Origin of the sequence: Pseudomonas sp. SED1 (genome assembly GCF_034044025.1) — a bacterium.
Taxonomy (GTDB): Bacteria; Pseudomonadota; Gammaproteobacteria; order Pseudomonadales; family Pseudomonadaceae; genus Aquipseudomonas.
Map to the genome: position 1 here is coordinate 32,749 of NZ_JAXCIS010000168.1, position 21,545 is coordinate 54,293.

The following is a 21,545-nucleotide window of genomic DNA, read 5'->3' on the forward strand; positions in this document are numbered from 1 at the left end:
AGGGATGTACTCGGTCAAAAGTGGGAGCGGGCTTGCTCGCGAAGAGGCCCTGTCAGGCGATGCGAGGCTTACGGACCAACCGCAACCCCGCAATCACCACCGCAAACACCGCAAACGTCGTGTTGTACAACGCCAATGCCGGAAAGCCGAACACCAGCGCCAACACCGCCACCCCCCACCCGGCCCGGCCCGGCACAAAAAACGCCAGCACCGACGTGACCAACGCCGCCCAGCCCAGCACCTTGAAGTGAATCATCAACCCCAGGTTGGAACGCACCTGGCATTCCCAGCGGCTGGCTTCGTCAGCACAAATGCCAACCCAGCGGCCATCCTCCATGAATCCATAACGCGCGCCATAACTGGCGGCCAGCCAAAGCGGCAGGGCAATAAGCAACAGGATCAGCGGAAAACGGCGGGACATGGGGCACTCCGATAGACGAAAACGGCGCCCAGCTTAATCCCCCGGCAGCCGTTGGCAAGGCTTGGAAACAGATAAGTATTCAATAGTGCCTGCCAAAGTGTATCGTCTCGCTACTATTACCCCGATTCCGACGTTTTTTCCGACTTTTAGTGCCGAAGGCTGGCACTTCGGCAGCAACGCGGTGGTCATAGCCTGCGAACTCCAATTCAGCACATTTTCCTCTTAGGGATTTAGTCATGCTCCGTTCCTTGCGCTGTGCGGCCCTGTTGGGCAGCCTTTTTCTGAGTGCGTCAGCACTGGCGGTCGATATCGACCAAGCCAGCTATGGCTACCCTTTGACCAACCCGTTTGAAGCAACCATCGCGACCACCCCGCCGAACCTGCGGCCGGAACTGCCGTCCGACGATGAAATCAATCAGTCCGACTACACCCTGACGATGCGCCCCGAGCGCGAGTTCAGCCTGCCCGACAACTTCTGGGCGGTGAAGAAACTCACCTACCGCATCGCCAAGCAAGACCGTGCCGCACCGCTGATCTTCCTGATCGCCGGCACCGGCGCACGCTTTGACAGCACCATCAACGAATACCTGAAAAAGCTGTACTACAAGGCCGGTTACCACGTCGTCCAACTGTCGTCCCCCACCAGCTTCGACTTCATCGCCGCCGCCTCGCGCTTCGCCACCCCCGGCATCAGCCAGGAAGACGCCGAAGACATGTACCGCGTGATGCAGGCGGTACGCGCGCAAAACCCGACGTTGCCCGTGACCGACTTCTACCTCACCGGCTATAGCCTCGGCGCCCTCGACGCAGCCTTTGTCAGCAAACTGGACGAAACCCGTCGCAGCTTCAACTTCAAGAAAGTCCTGCTGCTGAACCCGCCGGTCAACCTCTATACCTCGATCACCAACCTCGACAAGCTGGTGCAGACCGAGGTCAAAGGCATCAACAACAGCACCACCTTCTATGAACTGGTGTTGAACAAACTGACCCGCTACTTCCAGCAAAAGGGCTACATCGACCTGAACGATGCCCTGCTCTACGACTTCCAGAACTCCAAGGAACACCTGACCAACGAACAGATGGCGATGCTGATCGGCACCTCGTTCCGCTTCTCGGCGGCCGACATTGCCTTCACCTCGGACCTGATCAACCGCCGCGGCCTGATCATCCCGCCCAAGTACCCGATCAGCGAAGGCACCAGCCTCACCCCATTCCTCAAGCGTGCGCTGCAGTGCGACTTCGACTGCTACCTCACCGAACAGGTGATCCCGATGTGGCGCGCCCGTTCCGACGGCGGCAGCCTGTTGCAACTGGTTGACCAGGTCAGCCTGTATGCCCTCAAGGACTACCTGCACGACAGCCCGAAAATCGCCGTCATGCACAACGCCGACGACGTGATCCTGGGCCCGGGCGACCTTGGTTTCTTGCGTAAAACCTTCGGCGATCGCTTGACCGTCTACCCCCTGGGCGGCCATTGCGGCAACCTCAATTACCGCGTCAACGCCGACGCCATGCTGGAGTTCTTCCGTGGCTAAATATCTTCTGCTGCTCGCCGCCCTGATGTGCGCGGGCGTGGCCAATGCCGACAACAGCAAGGCTCACACGCCGACCGTAATCGACTCCGATGGCTTCAAGGAGCCACTGAGCCATCTCAAGTTCAACCCTGGCCTGGACCAGCGTGAGTTCGAGCGCTCGTCGGTCAACGCCCTGAATGTCTACGACCCGCTCGAGTCGTGGAACCGCCGGGTGTACCACTTCAACTACCGCTTCGACCAGTGGGTGTTCCTGCCGGTGGTGGACGGTTACCGCTACGTCACCCCAAGTTTCCTGCGCACCGGTGTCAGCAACTTCTTCAACAACCTGGGGGATGTGCCCAACCTGTTGAACAGCCTGCTGCAACTCAAGGGCCATCGTTCCCTGGAAACCACCGGCCGCCTGCTGCTCAACACCACCATCGGCATCGCCGGCCTGTGGGACCCGGCCACCGCCATGGGCCTGCCGCGCCAGAGCGAAGACTTCGGCCAGACGTTGGGCTTCTACGGGGTACCGGGCGGCGCCTACCTGGTGCTGCCGCTGTTTGGTCCGTCGAACCTGCGCGATACCACCGGCCTGCTGGTGGACTACGGCGCCGAGACCGAGATCAACTTCCTGAACGTGTCCAAGGTCAGCGAAAACCACCCGGAAATCTGGGCCCTGCGCGCTGTCGACAAGCGCTACCAGACCAGCTTCCGCTACGGCCAGATGAACTCGCCGTTCGAGTATGAAAAGGTGCGCTACGTGTACACCGAGGCGCGCAAGTTGCAGATCGCCGAGTAATGCCCCCCGTAGGCGCTGGCTTGCCAGCGCCTACATTCCCCGCCGACACCACTTACGCCACGTAAACCTCAACTGCAGCACGGCCGCCCTGGCCATTTCCCGATCCTGTTCCGTCAATACCGAGGGCTGCTCAAGCGCCTCCAGCATCGCAACGCTGGCCGCATCCATCAGCGACTCATTCGCCATGCTCGGTCCGCCCTCCTCCAGCGCCGCCTCCAACGCCCGCAAGTAGCGATCACGCTCAATCGCCAACCCGCCACGACTGCCCGCCAGGCACGCGCGCAACTCCAGCATCTCATCCCCCAGGTCCAACCCCAGCAATCCGTTGTCCCAATGCGCGCGGCGATCAGCAGGCAAGGTTTCGCTGTAGCGCGACAAGCGAATCAGCCGGTCCGCCATGCGCCCGCCAAACCAGCTTTCAGCCTGTTCCAGCGGGCGCGAGGTCAATTGCGCCAGGTCGAACAACGACGCCTTGAACATCCGCCGATAGTGATGCTCACCCGGATTGAGCTGGATCAGCCGAAACACCACCACGGCAATCCCGACACCCACCAGCGTCGCGATGGCCTTGTTGAGGAAGGCGGCGAAGTCGTAGGTCATCACATTGCTGGGCCCGACATTGTTGACGAAAAAGATGCAGAACGCCGAGGCCGTGGCCGCCAGTTTGAGGCGGCTCATGCACAGCGAGGCGAAAAACAGCGGTACCCCCAACGCCAGGCACAACAAGGGAAAGCCATCGAAGCCGGGCAACAGCACGAAGCACACAAACCCCGCCACCGGGATCGAAAGCGCAATGCCCTTGAGGAAATTCAGGCTTGAGGCCGACGGGTTTTCCCGTGCCGCAAACAGGCTCAGCACCACACCACAAATCGACACCGCGCCCAAACCCGAAGGCCATGCTGTAAAGATCCAGAACGCCGCCACCGCCAGGAACGCCAACGCACTGCGCAACCCACCGAGCACGCCCTGCTCAATATCCCGGTGCCAGGACATCGCCCCCGGCGCGCCGGGCGGTACCCTGCCCTGTTCGACCGCGACCAGGGTCAATCCCCCCAGCTCAATCAAACGCAGTACTCGAGCCAGTTGCATCAGGCAAAAGTGCACCTCCTGGCCAAGCAGCGGATCCTGCAACGCGAGGCCGAGCCGTTGCGCCAGCAACGGCAAGTCATCGAGACGCTCTTGCTGCAATGCGCCCGCCACCGCTTCAATCAATGGCAGCACCGCAGCCGTCTCATCGAGCATCATCCGCTGGCGCGCCACACCTCGCGCTGCCCGCAGCAGGCTAAGCAGATCACGGCTGAGCACCCGCAAGGCCTGGGAGCGCCGCCGGCCCTTGGGCCCTTCAAACCAGGCGTGGTCGCGCTGGCTGTCCACCGCCACCAGGCGGCTCAACGCGTCGAGCAACCCTTTACGCTGATCGTTACCCAACAGCTCCGAAGCGGCGGCACGCACCCCGGCCTGCCAGGCGGCGCGCGCTTGAACCGCCAGGACCTGCTCGACCCGGCGCGGCCACAAAATCGTGCTGGCGATGGAGGCGCAGAGGATCCCCAGGCTGATCTCCTGACAGCGCGCCACCGCCTCATCGAACACTCCCAGCGGTGCCGCCGTAGCCGGCAGCGCAATAATCGCCGTGGTGTAACCCGCCAGCACAAAGCCATAGGACGCGTGATTGCGCAGCAACGAAGCCCCGGTGGTGCAGAACGCCAGCCACAGTGCCATGCACAGCAGGAACAACAACGGCGCCTGGCCTAACACACCGATCATCGCGATGGAGACCATGGCCCCGACAAACGTGCCCACCAGCCGATACGCGCCTTTGGCCAAGACCATGCCGCTGGTGGACTGGCCAACGATGAACACAGTGGTCAGGGCCCATTGCGGCTGCTGCAAGTCGAAACAGAAGGCCAGGTACAACGCGACCCCGCCGGCGATCATGTTGCGCAAGGCAAACAGCAGATCGTTGCGGGACGGGGCCAGCGTCGCTTGCCAGAAATCAGGGAGTTCAAAGGTGGAGGATTTCATGAAACCCGCATATAGATAGCAAGCTAATGATTAGCATCGTATCTATATTTGCCGCGAATGCCAATTCCCGGCTATTTGACCAGGCGCTTTTCCTTGGACGGCCTGTAGCCAAAGTACGCGCTGTAGCACTTGCTGAAATGGCTCGGCGAGACAAACCCGCAGGCCACCAGCACGTCGACCTGGGACAGCTCGGTATGTTGCAGCAGCCGGCGGGCCTCGGTGATGCGCAGTTCCAGGTAATAACGCTGGGGCGTGGTGCCAAGCTGCTCCTTGAACAAACGCTCCAACTGGCGCCGGGAACGGCCGGCATACACCGCCAGTTGTTCAAGCTCCAGGGGCTCTTCGAGATTGGCATCCATCAGGTTGACCACCTCGCGCAACGGCGCGCTCAAGCAGACGTTCTCGGTCGGTTTCACCCGCCGGTAGCGCGACTCCTCAAACGCCAGGATGTCCTCGATCCCCTCCACCAGCGCTTTGCCGTACAGCCCCTTGATCCAGTCCAGCGCCATATGAAACGCACCGGAAGGGCTTGATGCCGTCAGCCGGTCGCGATCAATCACATACGGCTCGCTGCTGACCTGCGTCGCCTTGCAGAAATCGGCCAGGGCCGGGCGATGTTCCGGGTGCACGGCGCATCGATAGCCGCTCAGCAAACCCGCACGCCCGAGGAACCACGCGCCATTCCACAAGCCGGCGAGGCTCACACCCTGCTCCGCAGCGCTTTTCAGCAGATGGATGAATTCGTCGGAGGCCTTCAGTTCGGTGCGGTAGCCACCGCAAATCACCAGCAGGTCCAACTCTTTAAGCACCGAAGACTCAAGCCGCGCATCAGGCCGGATCACCAGCCCCAGGTCGCTGGTCACCTCGCCTTCCTGCAAGCCGAAGGTCGAGGTAGAAAACGACGCAGGCCGCAGCAGGTTCGCGGTGATCAGTGTATCCAGCGCCTGGGTGAACGCCGGCAGCGAGAAATGTTCGAGCAACACAAATCCCGCACGCACCGTTTGACGGGCCTCGCCGGGATTTTCATTCAGATAACGGAGGTTCTTGCCTTTCATGCCCCCGCTGAATTGCCGCCGCTCGATCAAGTGCCTACGCCCTCACCCGCTTCCAAAGGTTACCCACCACGCTGACCACCGCCAATACCGCGGCCCCGGCAATGATCCCCGCCACCGCATTGAGCAACGTCGGCATCAACCACGCCAGGCCGCCGGTACTCTGGCTCACCGTCTCGATCCAGTGATGCACCACCGGCACACCGTGGGTCAGGATGCCGCCGCCGACCATGAACATCGCCGCCGTGCCGATCACCGACAGGCTTTTCATCATGTACGGTGCGGCCCGCAAGATCGCTCCGCCAATACTGCGCGCAGCCTGGCCGGGCTTCTGAGTGAGCCACAGGCCCAGGTCATCGAGTTTGACGATACCGGCCACCAGCCCATAGACGCCGATGGTCATGACGATGGCAATACCCGACAACACGATCACTTGCTGCATCAGCGGCGCATCGGCCACGGTGCCGAGGGTGATGGCGATGATTTCGGCGGAGAGGATGAAATCGGTACGGATCGCGCCCTTGATCTTGTCCTTCTCGAAGGCCACCAGGTCCGTGGCCGGATCCGCCACCGCTTCCACCAAGTGCGCCTGTTCTTCGGTGCGTTTGTGAAAGAAGGTATGCGCGAGTTTCTCGAAGCCTTCAAAACACAAATAAGCGCCGCCCAGCATTAACAGCGGCGTCACCGCCCACGGCGCAAATGCGCTGATCAGCAACGCAGCCGGCACCAAAATCAGCTTGTTGACGAACGAACCCTTGGCCACCGCCCACACTACCGGGATTTCCCGCTCGGCGCGCACCCCGGAGACTTGCTGGGCGTTCAGCGCCAGGTCATCCCCCAACACGCCGGCGGTTTTCTTCGCGGCCATCTTGGTCATCAACGCTACATCGTCGAGCACCGCGGCGATGTCGTCGATCAATACCAGCAAACTGCTTCCTGCCATGGCTCAGGCTTCCCGTGATTCAAAGTGTGCCGAGAATAACGCGGCGCACACCGGGTTAGCGAGCCGTTCAGTGCTGAGGGGTTTGCCAACCGCCACCCAGGCTCTGGATCAGCGCCACACTGCCCTGGCTGAGTTGGCCCTGGGTGTCGCGAAGATTCTGCTCGGCTTGCAGCAGCACCAGTTGCTGGGTCAGCACATTCTCCTGGCTCACAGTGCCGGCGCGCAGTTGCGCTTCCTGGCTGCCGAACAGTTGCTGATTGCGCTGGTAGACCTGCTGGAACGCATCGGCCTGGGTTTGCAGATGGTTGATCGCCGATAGGTTGTCTTCGACGTTCTGCAAAGCGCTGAGCACGGTGCCCCGGTAGTTGGCGGCGATCTGGTCGTAGCTGGCCTCGGCCTGCCTGACCGCCGCTTCACGGGCGCCGCCGTCAAATAGCGTTTCCGCCAGCGCCGGCCCCAACGTCCAGATGCGATTGGGCAAGGAGAACAATCCGCCCAGGGCGCTGCCGCGATAGCCGGCCTCGGCGGTGAGGTCCAACGTCGGGAAAAACGCGGCTTCGGCCACGCCGATTTTCGCGTTGGCCGCCGCGGCCGAGCGCTCCGCCGCTACCACATCGGGACGCCGTTGCAGCAAGGTCGAAGGCAGGGTCAAAGGGGGACGCGGCAGCACGAAGCGGTAGTCATCCCGAACAGCTACGGCAAACTCGCTCGGCGCCACGCCCACCAGCACCGCCAGCGCGTGTTCGTATTGCTCGCGGTCGCGCAGCGAGGTCTGCAGGTCGGCAATCGAAGTGGTCAGTTGATCCTGGGCCACCAGCAACTGGTCGTTGGTGGCGACGCCCTGGGTGAACTGCACCTGGATCATGTCCAGCAGTTGCTGGTTGATCTTCTGCTGTTGCTGCAACAGGCGTACGTCGATGTCCATCTGCCGCAGGGCGAGGTAGTTACTCGCCACGCTGGAGCTGATGGACAACCGTACTCCGGCCAGCAACGCATCGGATTGCTGGGCCGTGGCCTGGCTGGACTCAATCCCGCGCCGCACCAGGCCCCACAGGTCCGGTTCCCAACTGGCGGTCAAGGTTGCGCTGACACTGTTTTCCACGCCGCCAGCGTTGGTGACGGTGCTCGACGTGCCGCTGCCCGCCGTTCCCCGCGTACCCGACAACCCTACGCCAACGGTGGGCCACAACCCCGCCCGGCTGGACGCCACCTGTGCCTGGGCCAGACGATAAGCCGCCTCCGCCGCGATGATCGACTGGTTGGCCTTCGCCGAGCGCGCCACCAAATCGTTCAGTACCGGATCCTGATAAGCCAGCCACCACTGACTGTCCATCGCCCCTTGGGGGTTGGCCGCCGCGCGCTGCCACTGCGCGCCTTCCTTGAAGGTCTGCGGCAGTTCCATGGCGGGCTTCTGGTAATCGGGCCCGACCATGCAGCCGCCGAGCAGCAGGCTGATGCAAAGCACGCTGTATTTCACGTTCATAACCTTGCTTCCTTACGCCGACCCAGGCGCTGTGACGCCCGGTCAAGCCACAGGTAAATCACCGGGGTGGTGTACAGCGTCAGCACCTGGCTGAACAGCAGGCCACCAATAATCGAAATCCCCAACGGCCGACGCAACTCCGAACCGTAGCCGGTACCGAGCACCAGCGGCAGCGCGCCAAGGATCGCCGCCAGGGTGGTCATCATGATCGGCCGAAAGCGGATCAGGCAGGCCCGGCGAATCGCTTCCTTGGCCGTGAGGCCGAACTCCCGCCGCTCGGTGATCGCGAAGTCGATCATCATGATCGCGTTCTTCTTCACGATACCGATCAACAGAATCACCCCCACCAGCGCAATGATCGACAGCTCGGTGCCGGTCAGCAGCAAGGCGATCAACGCGCCGACACCGGCCGAGGGCAAGGTCGAGAGGATGGTCAGCGGGTGCATCAGGTTTTCGTAGAGGATGCCCAGCACGATATACACCGAGAGCAGCGCGGCGACGATCAGCAACGGCTCGCTGGCCACCGACGACTGGAACACCTGGGCCGTACCGGCAAACTGGCCGACCACACTGGCGGGCATGCGCAGTTGCTTCACTGCATCGTCCACCATCGCCGTCGCCTGGCCGATGGACGTGCCGGGGGCCAGATTGAACGAGATGGTCACCGCCGGGAACGTGCCCTGGTGACTGATGGAAATCGCGGTGCGCGCCACCGTGTTGTCCGCCAGCGCCGACAGCGGCACCAGCGTCTGTCCGGTGGTCAGGTTGGGCGCTGCCGTAGTGCCTTTGGTGGTCGTGGCCTGGGTGCCCGTCGGCACATAAATGCCCTTGAGCGCGGAAGGGTCGGTCCAGTATTCCGGGGCGATTTCCATCACCACGTGGTACTGGTTGGCCGCGCGATACAGGGTGGCGACCTGGCGCTGGCCAAAGGCGTCGTACAGCGCCTGGTCGACCGCCGAGATACTCACCCCGAGGCGCGCCGCCGTGTCGCGATTGATCTGCACATTGGCCAGCAGGCTGTTGTCCTGCTGGTCGGTATTGAGGTCGGTCAGTTGTGGAAACTTACGCAGCACCGCCACCACCTTGGGCACCCATTCATCCAGCGATTCCTGGTCATCGGCGGTCAGGGTGTATTGGTACTGCGCGCCACTTTGCCGGCCACCCACGGTGATGTCCTGGGCCGACTGCAAATACAGCTTGGTGCCGGGCAGGTCGCCGAGGCTGCGACGGATTTGCCCGATGACTTCGGTAGCGCTGTCCTTGCGCTCCCCCAGCGGCTTGAGCAAGACAAACATCTGCGCACTGTTGACCGCCCCACCGCCGCCTCCGCCGCCGCCGACAAACCCGGCGGCGGTTTCGATATTCGGGTTTTTCATCACCTTGCGGTTGATCTCGGTGAAGTCCTTCTGCATCGCCCCGTAGGAAATGCTCTGGTTCGCCAGGATGCTGCCCTGCAAGCGCCCGGTGTCTTCCTGGGGGAAAAAGCCCTTGGGCACCAGCACATACAACACGCCGGCGAGGACGATCACCAACACCGTGCCGAACCCCATCAGCACCGTATGGTCGATCACCCAACCCAGGGTGCGATCGTAGAAGCGGTGAAAACGTGAATCCGGATGTTCGTTGCCTTGGTGAATCTCCTTCGGCGCGCGCAACAGCACACTGGCGAGCATCGGCGTGACCGTCAGGGAGATCACCATCGAAATCACGATGGCTACCGACAACGACACCGAAAACTCACGGAACAGCCGCCCGACAATCCCGCCCATCAGCAGCAGCGGAATAAACACCGCCACCAGGGACACGCTGATGGTCAGTACCGTAAAGCCGACTTCACGGGCCCCTTCCAGCGCGGCCTCCACCCGGGTCTTGCCGCGCTCCAGGTGGCGCATGATGTTTTCCACCACCACGATCGCATCGTCCACCACAAAACCGGTGGAAATGGTCAGCGCCATGAGTGACAGGTTGTTCAGGCTGTAGCCGAGGAAGTACATCGCGCCAAAGGTGCCGAGCAGCGACAGCGGCACCACGATCGCCGGCACCAGGGTGCTGCGCCAGTCGCGGAAGAAACCGAACGTGACCAACGTCACCAACAGGATCGACACCAGCAACGTGATCTCGACGTCGTGCAACGAGGCGCGAATAGTGGTGGTGCGGTCCATCAGCAAGTCGAGCTTGATCGTCGCCGGAATCGAGCTTTGCAGAAACGGCAGCGAGGCTTTCACCGCGTCCACCGTCTCGATCACGTTGGCCCCCGGCTGCTTGAACACCACCAGCAGCACCGCCGGCTTGCCGTTGGACAGGCCGAAGTTGCGCAGGTCCTGCACGTCTTCGCGCACGTAGCCCAGGTCGGAGATATGGATCAGGTCGCCGTTGTGCGCCTTGACCACCAGCGGCCCGTAGTCCTTTTCATCGAGCAACAGGTCGTTGGCGACAATGCCGTAGTTACGGTCGCCGATGGCCACGTTGCCCTTGGGCAGGTTGACGTTGGAGGCGTTGATCACCTGGCGCACCTGCTCCAGGCTCACGCCGTACTGGTTGAGCCGGTCGGGGTTCAACTCCACCCGCACCGCCGGCAGCGCGCCGCCGCCCACCGTCACGTCACCGACGCCGGTGGTCTGCAACAACTTCTGCTCCAGCAGGGTCGAGGCCACGTCATACATCTGCCCCGGCGTGGCGCTGTCGGAGGTCAGGCTGATGATCAAAATCGGCGAGTCGGCCGGGTTGACCTTGCGGTACGTCGGGTTGCCCGACAGGTCACTGGGCAGGTTGCTGCGGGCGGCGTTGATCGCGGCCTGCACGTCCCGGGCGGCGCCGTCAATGTCGCGGTTCAGGTCGAACTGCAAAATGATCCGTGCCGAGCCCAAGCTGCTGGACGACGTCATCTGCGTGACCCCGGCAATCTGCCCGAACTGGCGCTCCAGCGGCGTGGCCACCGAACTGGCGACCGTGGTGGGCTCGGCACCGGGCAACGAGGCGCTGACGCTGATGGTGGGGAAATCCACCTCCGGCAGCGGCGCCACCGGCAGCAACATAAAGGCCAACGCGCCAAACAGCGCGAGGCCGGCCGCCATCAAGGTGGTTGCAATCGGGCGGCGAACAAACGGCGCGCTGAGGTTCATCGCCATCAGACCGCTTCAGCCGGACGGCGGCTGAAGCGCTGCCCCAGGCTGTGCATGGCAAGAAAGATCACCGGCGTGGAAAACAGCGTCAGCAGTTGGCTGAGCAACAACCCGCCGATAATCGCGATGCCCAGTGGATGACGCAGCTCCGAGCCAATCCCCGTCCCCAGCGCCAGCGGCACCGCGCCGAACAGCGAGGCCATGCTGGTCATCAGGATCGGCCGGAACCGCAACTCCGCCGCCTGACGGATCGCCGCCGTGGGGCTCAGGCCACCCTCACGTAATAACTCCAGGGCAAAGTCGACCATCATGATGCCGTTTTTCATCACGATGCCGATCAGCAACACAATGCCGATCAAACCGATAATGTCGAACTGCGTGCCGGTCGCCAGCAGCGCCAGCAAGGCTCCGAGTGCCGCCGAGAGCAGCGTCGAAAGGATCGTCACCGGGTGCACAAAGCTCTCGTACAGAATCCCCAGCATCAGGTACACCACCACAATCGCCGCCACCACCAGGAACACCTGATTCGACAGCGATTGCTCGAACGTCGCCGCCGCACCTTCGAGGTTGGCCTGCACCGACAGCGGCAGACCGACCTTGGCCTCGATGTCCTTGAGCCGCGTCACCGCCGCGCCAAGGGTCTGGCCGGGCGCGAGGTTGAACGACACGTCGGCATACGGAAACTGGCCCAGCCGGTTGATGGTGACGGGGGCCCGCACCACCTGCAGGGTCGCCATGCTCGACAGCGGCGCGACACCGCCGCCCGGGATGTCCACGTACAACCCCGTGAGCAGGTCAGGCAAGTTGCGCGGCGGATGGTCGGTGGCGATTACCACGTGGTACTGGTTGAGTTGGGTGTAGATCGTCGACACCTGGCGCTGGCCGAAGGCGTCGTACAGCACGTCATCGATCGCCTGGGGCGTGATGCCCAGCCGCGAGGCGGTGGCGCGGTCGAACGTCAGCTGGATCTGGTTGCCAAACTGCATCGCCTGGCTTTGCACGTCGGTGAACATCGGGTCTTGCTTGATCGCGGCCAGCAGCTTGTTGGTCCACGTTTCCAGTTCGTCCGGGTCGGTGGCTTGCAGACCCAGGCGGTAGCTGGTGGTGGACACCGTGGCGTCGAGGGTCAGGTCCTGCACCGAGTGCAGGTACAGGCGGATCCCAGCGTCGTCGGCGTTGGCATCGGAGAGCCGGCGGATCACTTTGGTGGCGCTGTCACGTTCACCCCGCGGCTTGAGGTTGATCAGCAGGTTGCCCTGGTTGATGGTCGGGTTGGTCTGGTCAATCCCGACGAAGGACGACAGGCTTTGCACGGCCGGGTCCTTGAGGATTCGGGCGGCGAGACGTTGTTGTTCGGTCTGCATCTGCTGGAACGAAACCGTCGGCGCCGCCTGGGAAATACCCTGGATCAGGCCGGTGTCCTGGTCGGGGAAAAAGCCCTTGGGCATGATCACCAGAATCATCAGGGTCAGCGCGGCGGTGAGCGCTATCGAGATCAGCGTTAACGTGCGGTGCGCCAGTACCCAGTCGAGGCCACGCACGTAGTGGGTGTTGATGCGGTCGAAGAAATCCGCGCGGCGCTCCTGGTGCTTATTCTTCAACATTCGCGCGCACATCATCGGCGTCAGGGTCAGCGAGATGAAGGCTGAGATAACAATGGTCACGGCCACGGTCATGGCGAATTCACGGAACAACCGGCCGACAACATCGCCCATGAACAGCAGCGGGATCATCACTGCGATCAGGGCGATGGACAGCGAAATAATCGTGAAGCCAATTTGCTCCGAGCCCTTGAGCGCCGCCTCCAGCGGTGAGTCTCCCGCCTCGATATAGCGCGTGATGTTTTCGATCATCACGATGGCGTCGTCCACCACGAATCCGATGGCGATGGTCAGCGCCATCAGCGTCAGGTTGTTCAGGGAGAAGCCCAACGCATAGGCCACTGCCAGGGTACCCACCAGCGTCAACGGAATGGTGACGGCGGGAATGATCGTGGCCGGCACGTTGCGCAGGAACGCGAAAATCACGATCACCACCAGCGCGATGGCCATGGCCAGTTCGTACTGCACATCGGTGACCGAGGCGCGGATGGTTTGCGTGCGGTCGGTCAGCACCTCGACCTTCAAGGTGCCCGGCAAACTGGCCCGCAGCTTGGGCAGCAATTGCTGCACGCGGTCGACCACTTGAATCACGTTGGCGCCGGGTTGGCGCTGGATGTTCAGCACAATCGACGGCGTGCTGTTGGTCCACGCGGCCTGGCGCGGGTTCTCCGGGCCCTGGGTGGAAGTGGCGATCTGCGACAGGCGAATCGGCGCGCCGTTTTTATAGGCGATCACCAGGTCGCGGTATTCCTCGGCCGATTGCAGCTGGTCGTTGGCACCGATGGAATACGCCTGGAACTTGCCGTCGATATTGCCCTTGGCCTGATTGACGTTGGCCGTGCCGAGCGAGCTGCGCAGGTCGTCGATGGACAGGCCAAGACTGTTGAGCGCCGAGGTATTCGCCTCGACCCGCACCGCCGGACGCTGGCCGCCGCTGATGGTCACCAGACCGACGCCGGTGATCTGCGAGATCTTCTGCGCCAGGCGCGTGTCGGCGAGGTCTTCGACCTTGGTCAGCGGCAATACGTCGGAGGTCAGGGACAGGGTCAACACCGGTGCATCCGCCGGGTTGACCTTGCTGTACACCGGCGGGTACGGCAGGTTGGCAGGCAGGAAAGTGCCGGCGGCGTTGATCGCGGCCTGCACCTCCTGTTCGGCGACGTCCAGGGACAGCGACAGGTCGAATTGCAGGGTCACCACCGAAGCGCCGTCGGAGCTGGTGGAATTCATGGATTTGAGGCCCGGCATCTCACCGAGTTGACGTTCCAGCGGCGCGGTAATCGACGAGCTGACCACGTCCGGGCTGGCGCCGGGGTATTGGGTGAAAACCTGGATGGTCGGGTAATCGACTTCGGGCAAGGCCGACACCGACAGCAAGTGATACCCCAACAGGCCGAGCAACAGCACCGCCACCATCATCAAGGTGGTGGCGACGGGACGTTCGATAAAGGGCCGCGAAATGTTCATGCTCGGCAGCTCCTCACTGGGCGACGACCTTCACGGTCGAACCGTCATCCAGCTTGTCGGCGCCTTCGGTGATCACCTGCTCCCCCGGCTTGACCCCGCTCTCGAGCACCGCCGACACATCACCCATCGACGGGCCGGTCTTGATGTTGCGCAGACTGGCCTTGTCGCCATTCACCACGAACACGAAATCGCCCTTGCTGCCATGCTGGATCGCCCGGGTGGGCACCACGGCGACCTGGGTCAAGGTGTCGGCCTTCAGGCGCGCATTGACGAACTGGTTGGGGAACAGCGCATTGCCCGAATCATCGAACTGCGCCTTGACCTTGATGGTGCCGGTGGTGGTGTCTACCTGGTTATCCAGGGCCAACAGGCTGCCGGTGGCCAGCAGGGCTTTTTTATTGCGGTCGTAGGCCAGCACCGTCACAGCGCCACGGCCCAGGGCCTGGTTGATAGCGCCCAAGTCGTCCTCGGGCACCGCGAACACCACGGTGGCCGGGTTCATCTGGGTAATTACCACAATGCCGGTGGTGCTGGTGGTGGTGACGTAGTTGCCCGGGTCTACCAGGCGCAGGCCCACCACACCGTCGACCGGCGAGGTGATGGTGCAGTAACCGACCTGCACTTCAAGGTTCTGCACATTGCCTTGGTCGGCGGCCACGGTGCCCAGTTGTTGCTGAACCAGGGACGCCTGGGTATCGACGGTTTGCTGGCTGGTGGAGCCGGCCTTGACCAGTTCGCGGTAGCGTGCCAAATCGCGCTGGGCATTGCTTAACACGGCCTGGTCGTGGGCCAGGGTACCCTTGGCCACGGCCAGTTGGGCCTTGAGGGCACGGTCATCGATCCGCGCAATCACCTGGCCCTTGCTGACGTGCTGGCCTTCCTTGAATTCCACGCTGCTGAGGATGCCATCGACCTGGGTGACCACGGTCACACTGCGGGTCGGCGTGACGGTGCCTAGGGCATCGATGTAGACCGGCACGTCCTGCAAGGCGACAGGCACCACGGCGACCGGTTCACCGGGTGCGGGTGGCTTGCCTTTGTGCCCACCTGCAAAGAAGTGCAAACCCAAGGCAATCAACAACGCTAGCAGTAACAACGTGCCAACTGCCCAGGCGAACGTACGTCGTCTGCTGTTCTCCACGGTTTCTCTCTCGAACGCCGAAATCAGGATGGGGCGAGCCACCTGATCGGCCACTCGCTGCCCTGAACTCTAGCAGCGCGCCCGGCCTGTGCCTGTACGACCGTGAATGCGTTCAGCATCAAGACAGACAAAGTCAGCTGAGCGCCCGCAGAGCAAGGGCTACAGCGGGATTCTTGAGCCCTGCGCAAAGCCGGTGCTACCATGCCCGACCGCCTGTCTTGGCAAGGAATGACCTGGTCTATGAGCACCATTCGCGAGCGCAACAAAGAACTGATCCTGCGGGCTGCCAGTGAGGAGTTTGCCGACAAGGGCTTCGCCGCGACCAAAACCAGCGACATCGCCGCCAAGGCCGGGCTGCCCAAGCCCAACGTCTACTACTACTTCAAGTCCAAGGACAACCTCTACCGCGAGGTGCTCGAAAGCATTATCGAGCCGATCCTGGCGGCCTCCACACCGTTCAATCCCGATGGCGACCCCAAGGAAGTGCTGAGCGGGTACATTCGCTCGAAGATCTGCATCTCCCGGGATTTGCCGTTTGCCTCGAAAGTGTTTGCCAGCGAAATCATGCACGGCGCCCCGCATTTGAGCCCCGAGCAGGTGGAACAGCTGAATGCCCAGGCCAAGCACAACATCGACTGCATTCAGAGCTGGGTGGACCGAGGGCTGATTGCAGAGATTGATCCGCATCATTTGATGTTCAGTATCTGGGCGGCGACGCAGACGTATGCGGATTTTGACTGGCAGATTTCAGCGGTGACCGGGAAGGTCAAGCTGGATGACGCGGATTATGAGGCGGCGGCGCAGACGATTATTCGGTTGGTGCTTAAAGGGTGTGAGCCGGACTGAAAGGCATCGCAGGCAAGCCAGCTCCCATACTGGATGTGTGCCAGACACAGAATGTATGAATGACTGAGATCCCCTGTGGGAGCGGGCTTGCCCGCGATAGCTATCTCCCGGACACATCCCGCCAAAACCTGGAACACCCCTTAAAACATTCCCATCTAGCCTTTCAGAACTCACTTCTGCAAAGGGGCAACGGAATGCCTGATCTGCCAGCATCATGTCGTCTGCGTACGGGGCGCTATAACGAGCCCAACCGAATTTATCTTCTGACCAGCAACACACTGCATCGCGAACCAATATTCAGCGACTTCATGCTAGGCAGACTGGTGGTGCAGCAATTCAGAATCGCGCAAAACCAGCGACTGGCAACCTCACTCGCCTGGGTAGTGATGCCCGATCATTTCCACTGGTTGATTTCGCTGGAAAACGGTTCGTTGGCTGACCTGATGCGCCAAGTCAAATCCAAAAGTACTCGAGTCGTGAATGCTGTTGCCGGGCGTAAAGGGCGTCTTTGGCAACCAGGTTTCCATGATCATGCCGTGCGGCGCGAAGAAAACCTTGAGGGCATAGCCCGGTACATCGTGGCCAATCCCCTGAGGGCGGGGCTGGTAAAAAAATATGGCGACTACCCACTGTGGGATGCGATCTGGCTTTGACGGTAGACCGCGTCGCCGCCATCGCGGGCAAGCCCGCTCCCACATTTTGATTTGTGAATACATTCAACTGTGGGAGCTGGCTTGCCTGCGATGACTATCCATCAGTCACATCAAATCAAGCAGACACCCCCGCATCCGCCCACAACCCCTGCCCCTCAATCGCACTGATCGCACACTGCTCATCAATATCCGACGTATCCCCGCTGATCCCGATTGCCCCCAGCACCACGCCCTCCTGATCCCGAATCAATACCCCGCCCGGTGCCGGCACCACGCTGCCCTGCCCCAAACTATTCAACGCCGCAATAAACGCCGGCCGCTGCTGCGCATCCAGCGCCAGCAGCCGCGAGCCCTTGCCCAGGGCAATCGCACCCCAGGCCTTGCCGATCGCGATCTGCGGGCGCAACAGGCTCGCGCCATCTTCGCGTTGCAACGTAATCAAATGCCCGCCGCTGTCGAGTACCGCAATGGTCAGCGGCGCTGACGAAATGGTGCGGCCTGCCGCGATGGCGTGGCTGGCCAGGTTGACTGCGACTTTCAAGGTTAAAGCGCTCATGGGTGCCGTCCTTATCTTGTTATGGGAAAGCCGTGGGGCTCTGTTTGATCAAAAGCAGGATCAAACAAATAGAACACAATAGATTTATTTTTTGTATACAATATTTCGAAACATACGCACCACACGTCGAAATATTCCTGTCCAGAAGCCTTCCGACGAACGTAAAGGCCACCCAAGAAAATGGATTGACCTGCCACGCTCGCCGTGAATACACTTCAGACCAACACCACTTGTATACAATTACAAAACGCAAGAGGCACCAAAACCATGAGCAAAATGAGAGCAATCGAAGCCGCTGTCCTGGTGATGCGCCGTGAAGGGGTCGACACCGCCTTCGGTATCCCGGGCGCCGCGATCAACCCGCTGTATTCGGCCTTGCAGAAGGTCGGTGGCATCGATCACGTCCTTGCTCGCCACGTTGAAGGCGCCTCGCACATGGCCGAGGGCTACACCCGCACCAAGGCCGGCAATATCGGCGTGTGCATCGGCACGTCGGGCCCGGCGGGCACTGACATGGTCACCGGTCTGTACAGCGCCTGGGCCGACTCGATCCCGATCCTGTGCATCACCGGCCAGGCGCCCCGTGCTCGGATGCACAAGGAAGATTTCCAGGCTGTCGACATCACCAGCATCGTCAAGCCGGTGACCAAGTGGGCAACCATGGTGATGGAGCCCGGCCAGGTGCCGTATGCCTTCCAGAAAGCCTTCTATGAAATGCGCTCCGGTCGCCCAGGCCCAGTGCTGATCGACCTGCCATTCGACGTACAAATGGCCGAGATCGAATTCGACATCGACGCCTACCAGCCGCTGCCCCTGGCCAAGCCGTTGGCGACCCGCATCCAGGTGGAAAAAGCCCTGGCCCTGCTGGACCAGGCCGAACGCCCATTGCTGGTGAGCGGTGGCGGCGTGATCAACGCCGACGCCAGCGAACTGCTGGTGGAATTCGCCGAATTGACCGGCATTCCGGTGATCCCGACCCTGATGGGCTGGGGCACGATTCCGGACGATCACCCACAGATGGTGGGTATGGTCGGCCTGCAAACCTCCCACCGTTATGGCAACGCGACGATGCTCAAATCGGACGTGGTGCTGGGCATCGGCAACCGCTGGGCCAACCGTCACACCGGTTCGGTGGAGGTGTACACCGAGGGCCGCAAATTCATTCACGTGGACATTGAGCCGACGCAAATCGGCCGCGTATTCACCCCGGACCTGGGCATCGTTTCCGACGCCGGCTCTGCCCTGACCATGTTCATTGAAGTGGCCCGCGAGTGGAAAGCCGCCGGCAAGCTCAAGGACCGCAGCGCCTGGCTGCACGACTGCCAGCAGCGCAAGGCCACCCTGCACCGCAAGACCCACTTCGACAACGTGCCGGTCAAGCCGCAGCGGGTATACGAAGAGATGAACCAGGTGTTCGGCAAAGACACCTGCTACGTCAGCACCATCGGCCTGTCGCAGATTGCCGGCGCGCAGTTCCTGCACGTGTACAAACCCCGTCACTGGATCAACTGCGGCCAGGCCGGCCCGCTCGGCTGGACGATTCCGGCGGCGCTGGGTGTGGTCAAGGCTGATCCGACCCGCAAAGTCGTGGCGCTGTCCGGCGACTATGACTTCCAGTTCATGATCGAAGAACTGGCGGTGGGCGCGCAGTTCAAGCTGCCGTACATCCACGTGGTGGTGAACAACTCCTACCTGGGCCTGATCCGCCAGGCCCAGCGCGGGTTTGAAATGGACTACTGCGTGCAGCTGTCCTTCGACAACCTCAACGCGCCGGAACTCAACGGTTATGGCGTCGACCATGTGGCCGTCGCCGAAGGCCTGGGTTGCAAGGCCCTGCGCGTATTCGAGCCAGGTCAGATCCAGCCTGCACTGCGCAAGGCCCAGGAAATGATCGAAGAGTTCAAGGTGCCGGTGATCGTTGAAATCATTCTGGAGCGGGTGACCAATATTTCCATGGGCACCGAGATCAACGCCGTCAACGAATTCGAAGATCTGGCACTGGTGGGCAACGACGCACCGACTGCCATTTCACTGCTCGATTAAGGAGAACCCCATGCCGCGTTTTGCCGCCAACCTGTCCATGCTGTTTACCGAACAGGACTTTCTTGCTCGTTTCAAAGCCGCCGCCGACGCGGGGTTCAGTGGTGTGGAATACCTGTTTCCCTATGAGTTCAGCTCGGCTGAAATCAAGGCGCAACTCGATGCCCACGGACTGACCCAAGTGCTGTTCAACCTGCCGGCCGGTGACTGGGCCAAGGGCGAACGCGGCCTGGCGTGCCACCCGCATCGGGTCGAGGAATTCCGTGCCGGGGTCAACCTGGCCATCGCCTATGCCCAGGTGCTGGGCAATACCCAGATCAACTGCCTGGCGGGGATTCGTCCTGCCGGTGTGGATGACGCCACCCTGGAAAAAACCTTCGTCGCCAACCTCAAGTACGCCGCCGACAAGCTGCAAGCGGTGGGCATCCGGCTTGTGATGGAGATGATCAACACCCGCGACATTCCGGGCTTCTACCTGAACAACACGGCGCAGGCCCTGTCGATTCGCGAGCAGGTGGGCAGTGCCAATCTGTTCCTGCAATACGACATCTATCACATGCAAATCATGGAAGGCGACCTGGCCCGCACCATGGCCGCGCACCTGGGTGAGATCAACCACATCCAGCTGGCGGACAACCCGGGCCGCAACGAGCCGGGCACCGGTGAGATCAACTACCGCTTCCTGTTCGAACATTTGGACCGCATTGGTTATCAGGGTTGGGTCGGCTGTGAGTACAAGCCGTTGACCACCACTGAAGCCGGGCTGGGATGGCTCAAAAGTCACAACGCGATCTAACTGAACAAACACAGCACCCAATGTGGGAGCGGGCTTGCTCGCGAAAGCGGTGGATCAGTCGACATCAATGCTGAATGTCGGCCCCCATTCGCGAGCAAGCCCGCTCCCACATTGGATCTCCTGTGTTTAGCAGGCCGCGCCAGGCCTGCACACCTAACAATAAGAGGATTTTCATCATGGCTAAAATCGGATTTATCGGCACCGGCATCATGGGCCAACCCATGGCCGCCAACCTGCAAAAGGCCGGTCACCAACTGTTCCTTTCCGAGCACCATGGCAAGGCCCCGGCTGAATTGATCGACGCTGGCGCGGTGGCCCTGGCCAACCCGCAGCAAGTGGCTCAGGAAGCCGAGTTCATCATCGTCATGGTGCCCGACACTCCGCAGGTCGATGATGTGCTGTTCCGCGCCGACGGCGTTGCAGCAGGCCTTGGGCCGAACAAAGTAGTGATCGACATGAGCTCGATCTCGCCCACCGCCACCAAAGCCTTCGCCGCGAAGATCAACGAGACCGGCGCACGCTACCTCGACGCACCGGTATCAGGTGGTGAAGTCGGCGCCAAGGCCGGCACCCTGAGCATCATGATCGGCGGCGACCCGCACACCTTCGAACGCGCCCTGCCGCTGTTCCAGGCCATGGGCAAGAACATCACCCTGGTGGGCGGCAATGGCGATGGCCAGACCGCCAAAGTGGCGAACCAGATCATCGTTGCCCTGAACATCCAGGCGGTGGCCGAAGCGCTGCTGTTCGCCTCGAAGAACGGCGCCGACCCGGCCAAGGTGCGTGAAGCGCTGATGGGCGGTTTTGCCTCCTCGAAAATCCTCGAAGTGCATGGCGAGCGGATGATCAAGGGCACCTTCGACCCGGGCTTCCGCATCAGCCTGCACCAGAAGGATTTGAACCTGGCGCTGGCGGGTGCCAAGGAGCTGGGAATCAACCTGCCGAACACCGCCGGCACCCAACAGGTATTCAGCACCTGCGCCGCAATCGGTGGCGGCAACTGGGACCACTCGGCGCTGATCAAGGGACTGGAACATATGGCGAATTTTTCGATTCGCGATAAATAACGCCCGTTGAAATGCGATC

At 61.8% G+C, this 21,545-nt stretch carries 16 protein-coding genes; 7 read left to right on the plus strand and 9 right to left on the minus strand.

The window, feature by feature from the left end:
- Window positions 1-52: 52 nt before the first annotated feature.
- Window positions 53-421: a hypothetical protein gene (locus SNL23_RS21435; protein ID WP_318303433.1), complete on the minus strand. Its 369-nt coding sequence runs from the start codon at window positions 419-421 to the stop codon at window positions 53-55.
- A gap of 236 nt (window positions 422-657) precedes the next feature.
- On the opposite strand from SNL23_RS21435, the gene SNL23_RS21440 reads away from it, so the two are divergent.
- Window positions 658-1,956: a serine protein kinase PrkA gene (locus SNL23_RS21440; protein ID WP_010166231.1), complete on the plus strand. Its 1,299-nt coding sequence runs from the start codon at window positions 658-660 to the stop codon at window positions 1,954-1,956.
- Window positions 1,949-2,737: an MlaA family lipoprotein gene (locus tag SNL23_RS21445; protein WP_076015218.1), complete on the plus strand. Its 789-nt coding sequence runs from the start codon at window positions 1,949-1,951 to the stop codon at window positions 2,735-2,737. Before SNL23_RS21440 ends, SNL23_RS21445 begins: the two co-directional genes overlap by 8 nt.
- Window positions 2,738-2,767: 30 nt before the next feature.
- On the opposite strand, the gene SNL23_RS21450 is transcribed toward SNL23_RS21445, so the two are convergent.
- The 7 genes from SNL23_RS21450 to SNL23_RS21480 form a co-directional block, all read right to left on the minus strand.
- Entirely contained in the window at window positions 2,768-4,759 is a 1,992-nt protein-coding gene (locus tag SNL23_RS21450; RefSeq protein ID WP_318303434.1) for an FUSC family protein, read from the minus strand.
- Window positions 4,760-4,830: 71 nt separating this feature from the next.
- Window positions 4,831-5,814: a GlxA family transcriptional regulator gene (locus SNL23_RS21455; RefSeq protein ID WP_318303435.1), complete on the minus strand. Its 984-nt coding sequence runs from the start codon at window positions 5,812-5,814 to the stop codon at window positions 4,831-4,833.
- A 34-nt stretch (window positions 5,815-5,848) separates the two neighbouring features.
- On the minus strand, window positions 5,849-6,754 hold the full coding sequence (locus tag SNL23_RS21460) for a DUF808 domain-containing protein (protein ID WP_318303436.1): 906 nt from the start codon (window positions 6,752-6,754) through the stop codon (window positions 5,849-5,851).
- A 67-nt stretch (window positions 6,755-6,821) separates the two neighbouring features.
- The gene (locus SNL23_RS21465; RefSeq protein ID WP_318303437.1) at window positions 6,822-8,237 is read right to left on the minus strand and encodes an efflux transporter outer membrane subunit; all 1,416 of its coding nucleotides are present in this window, start codon (window positions 8,235-8,237) and stop codon (window positions 6,822-6,824) included.
- Window positions 8,234-11,359 carry an efflux RND transporter permease subunit gene (locus SNL23_RS21470; RefSeq protein ID WP_412104251.1) on the minus strand — a complete coding sequence of 1,042 codons (3,126 nt, stop codon included), beginning with the start codon at window positions 11,357-11,359 and terminating at the stop codon, window positions 8,234-8,236. The genes SNL23_RS21465 and SNL23_RS21470 overlap by 4 nt, the downstream gene beginning before the upstream one ends.
- A gap of 5 nt (window positions 11,360-11,364) precedes the next feature.
- A complete protein-coding gene (locus SNL23_RS21475; protein WP_076015212.1) occupies window positions 11,365-14,427 on the minus strand; it encodes an efflux RND transporter permease subunit in 3,063 nt (1,020 codons plus the stop codon).
- Between the two features lie 13 nt (window positions 14,428-14,440).
- Entirely contained in the window at window positions 14,441-15,568 is a 1,128-nt protein-coding gene (locus SNL23_RS21480) for an efflux RND transporter periplasmic adaptor subunit (RefSeq protein WP_076015344.1), read from the minus strand.
- A 240-nt stretch (window positions 15,569-15,808) separates the two neighbouring features.
- Between SNL23_RS21480 and SNL23_RS21485 the strand changes: the two genes are divergently transcribed.
- Together SNL23_RS21485 and SNL23_RS21490 are read left to right on the plus strand one after the other, a co-directional pair.
- Complete coding sequence (locus tag SNL23_RS21485) at window positions 15,809-16,414, plus strand: TetR/AcrR family transcriptional regulator (RefSeq protein WP_076015206.1); 606 nt, start codon at window positions 15,809-15,811, stop codon at window positions 16,412-16,414.
- 194 nt (window positions 16,415-16,608) lie between these two features.
- Window positions 16,609-17,067, plus strand: a complete 459-nt coding sequence (locus SNL23_RS21490; protein WP_318303439.1) for an REP-associated tyrosine transposase — start codon at window positions 16,609-16,611, stop codon at window positions 17,065-17,067.
- 115 nt (window positions 17,068-17,182) lie between these two features.
- On the opposite strand, the gene SNL23_RS21495 is transcribed toward SNL23_RS21490, so the two are convergent.
- A complete protein-coding gene (locus tag SNL23_RS21495) occupies window positions 17,183-17,623 on the minus strand; it encodes a GlcG/HbpS family heme-binding protein (protein WP_093207568.1) in 441 nt (146 codons plus the stop codon).
- Between the two features lie 267 nt (window positions 17,624-17,890).
- On the opposite strand from SNL23_RS21495, the gene gcl reads away from it, so the two are divergent.
- The 3 genes from gcl (at window position 17,891) to SNL23_RS21510 (ending at window position 21,526) form a co-directional block, all read left to right on the plus strand.
- Window positions 17,891-19,666 (plus strand): glyoxylate carboligase, encoded by a 1,776-nt coding sequence (gcl, locus tag SNL23_RS21500; protein ID WP_076015203.1) that lies wholly within the window; start codon window positions 17,891-17,893, stop codon window positions 19,664-19,666.
- Between the two features lie 10 nt (window positions 19,667-19,676).
- Window positions 19,677-20,459 (plus strand): hydroxypyruvate isomerase, encoded by a 783-nt coding sequence (gene hyi / locus SNL23_RS21505; protein ID WP_076015202.1) that lies wholly within the window; start codon window positions 19,677-19,679, stop codon window positions 20,457-20,459.
- 176 nt (window positions 20,460-20,635) lie between these two features.
- On the plus strand, window positions 20,636-21,526 hold the full coding sequence (locus SNL23_RS21510; RefSeq protein WP_167663620.1) for a 2-hydroxy-3-oxopropionate reductase: 891 nt from the start codon (window positions 20,636-20,638) through the stop codon (window positions 21,524-21,526).
- Window positions 21,527-21,545 lie beyond the last annotated feature (19 nt).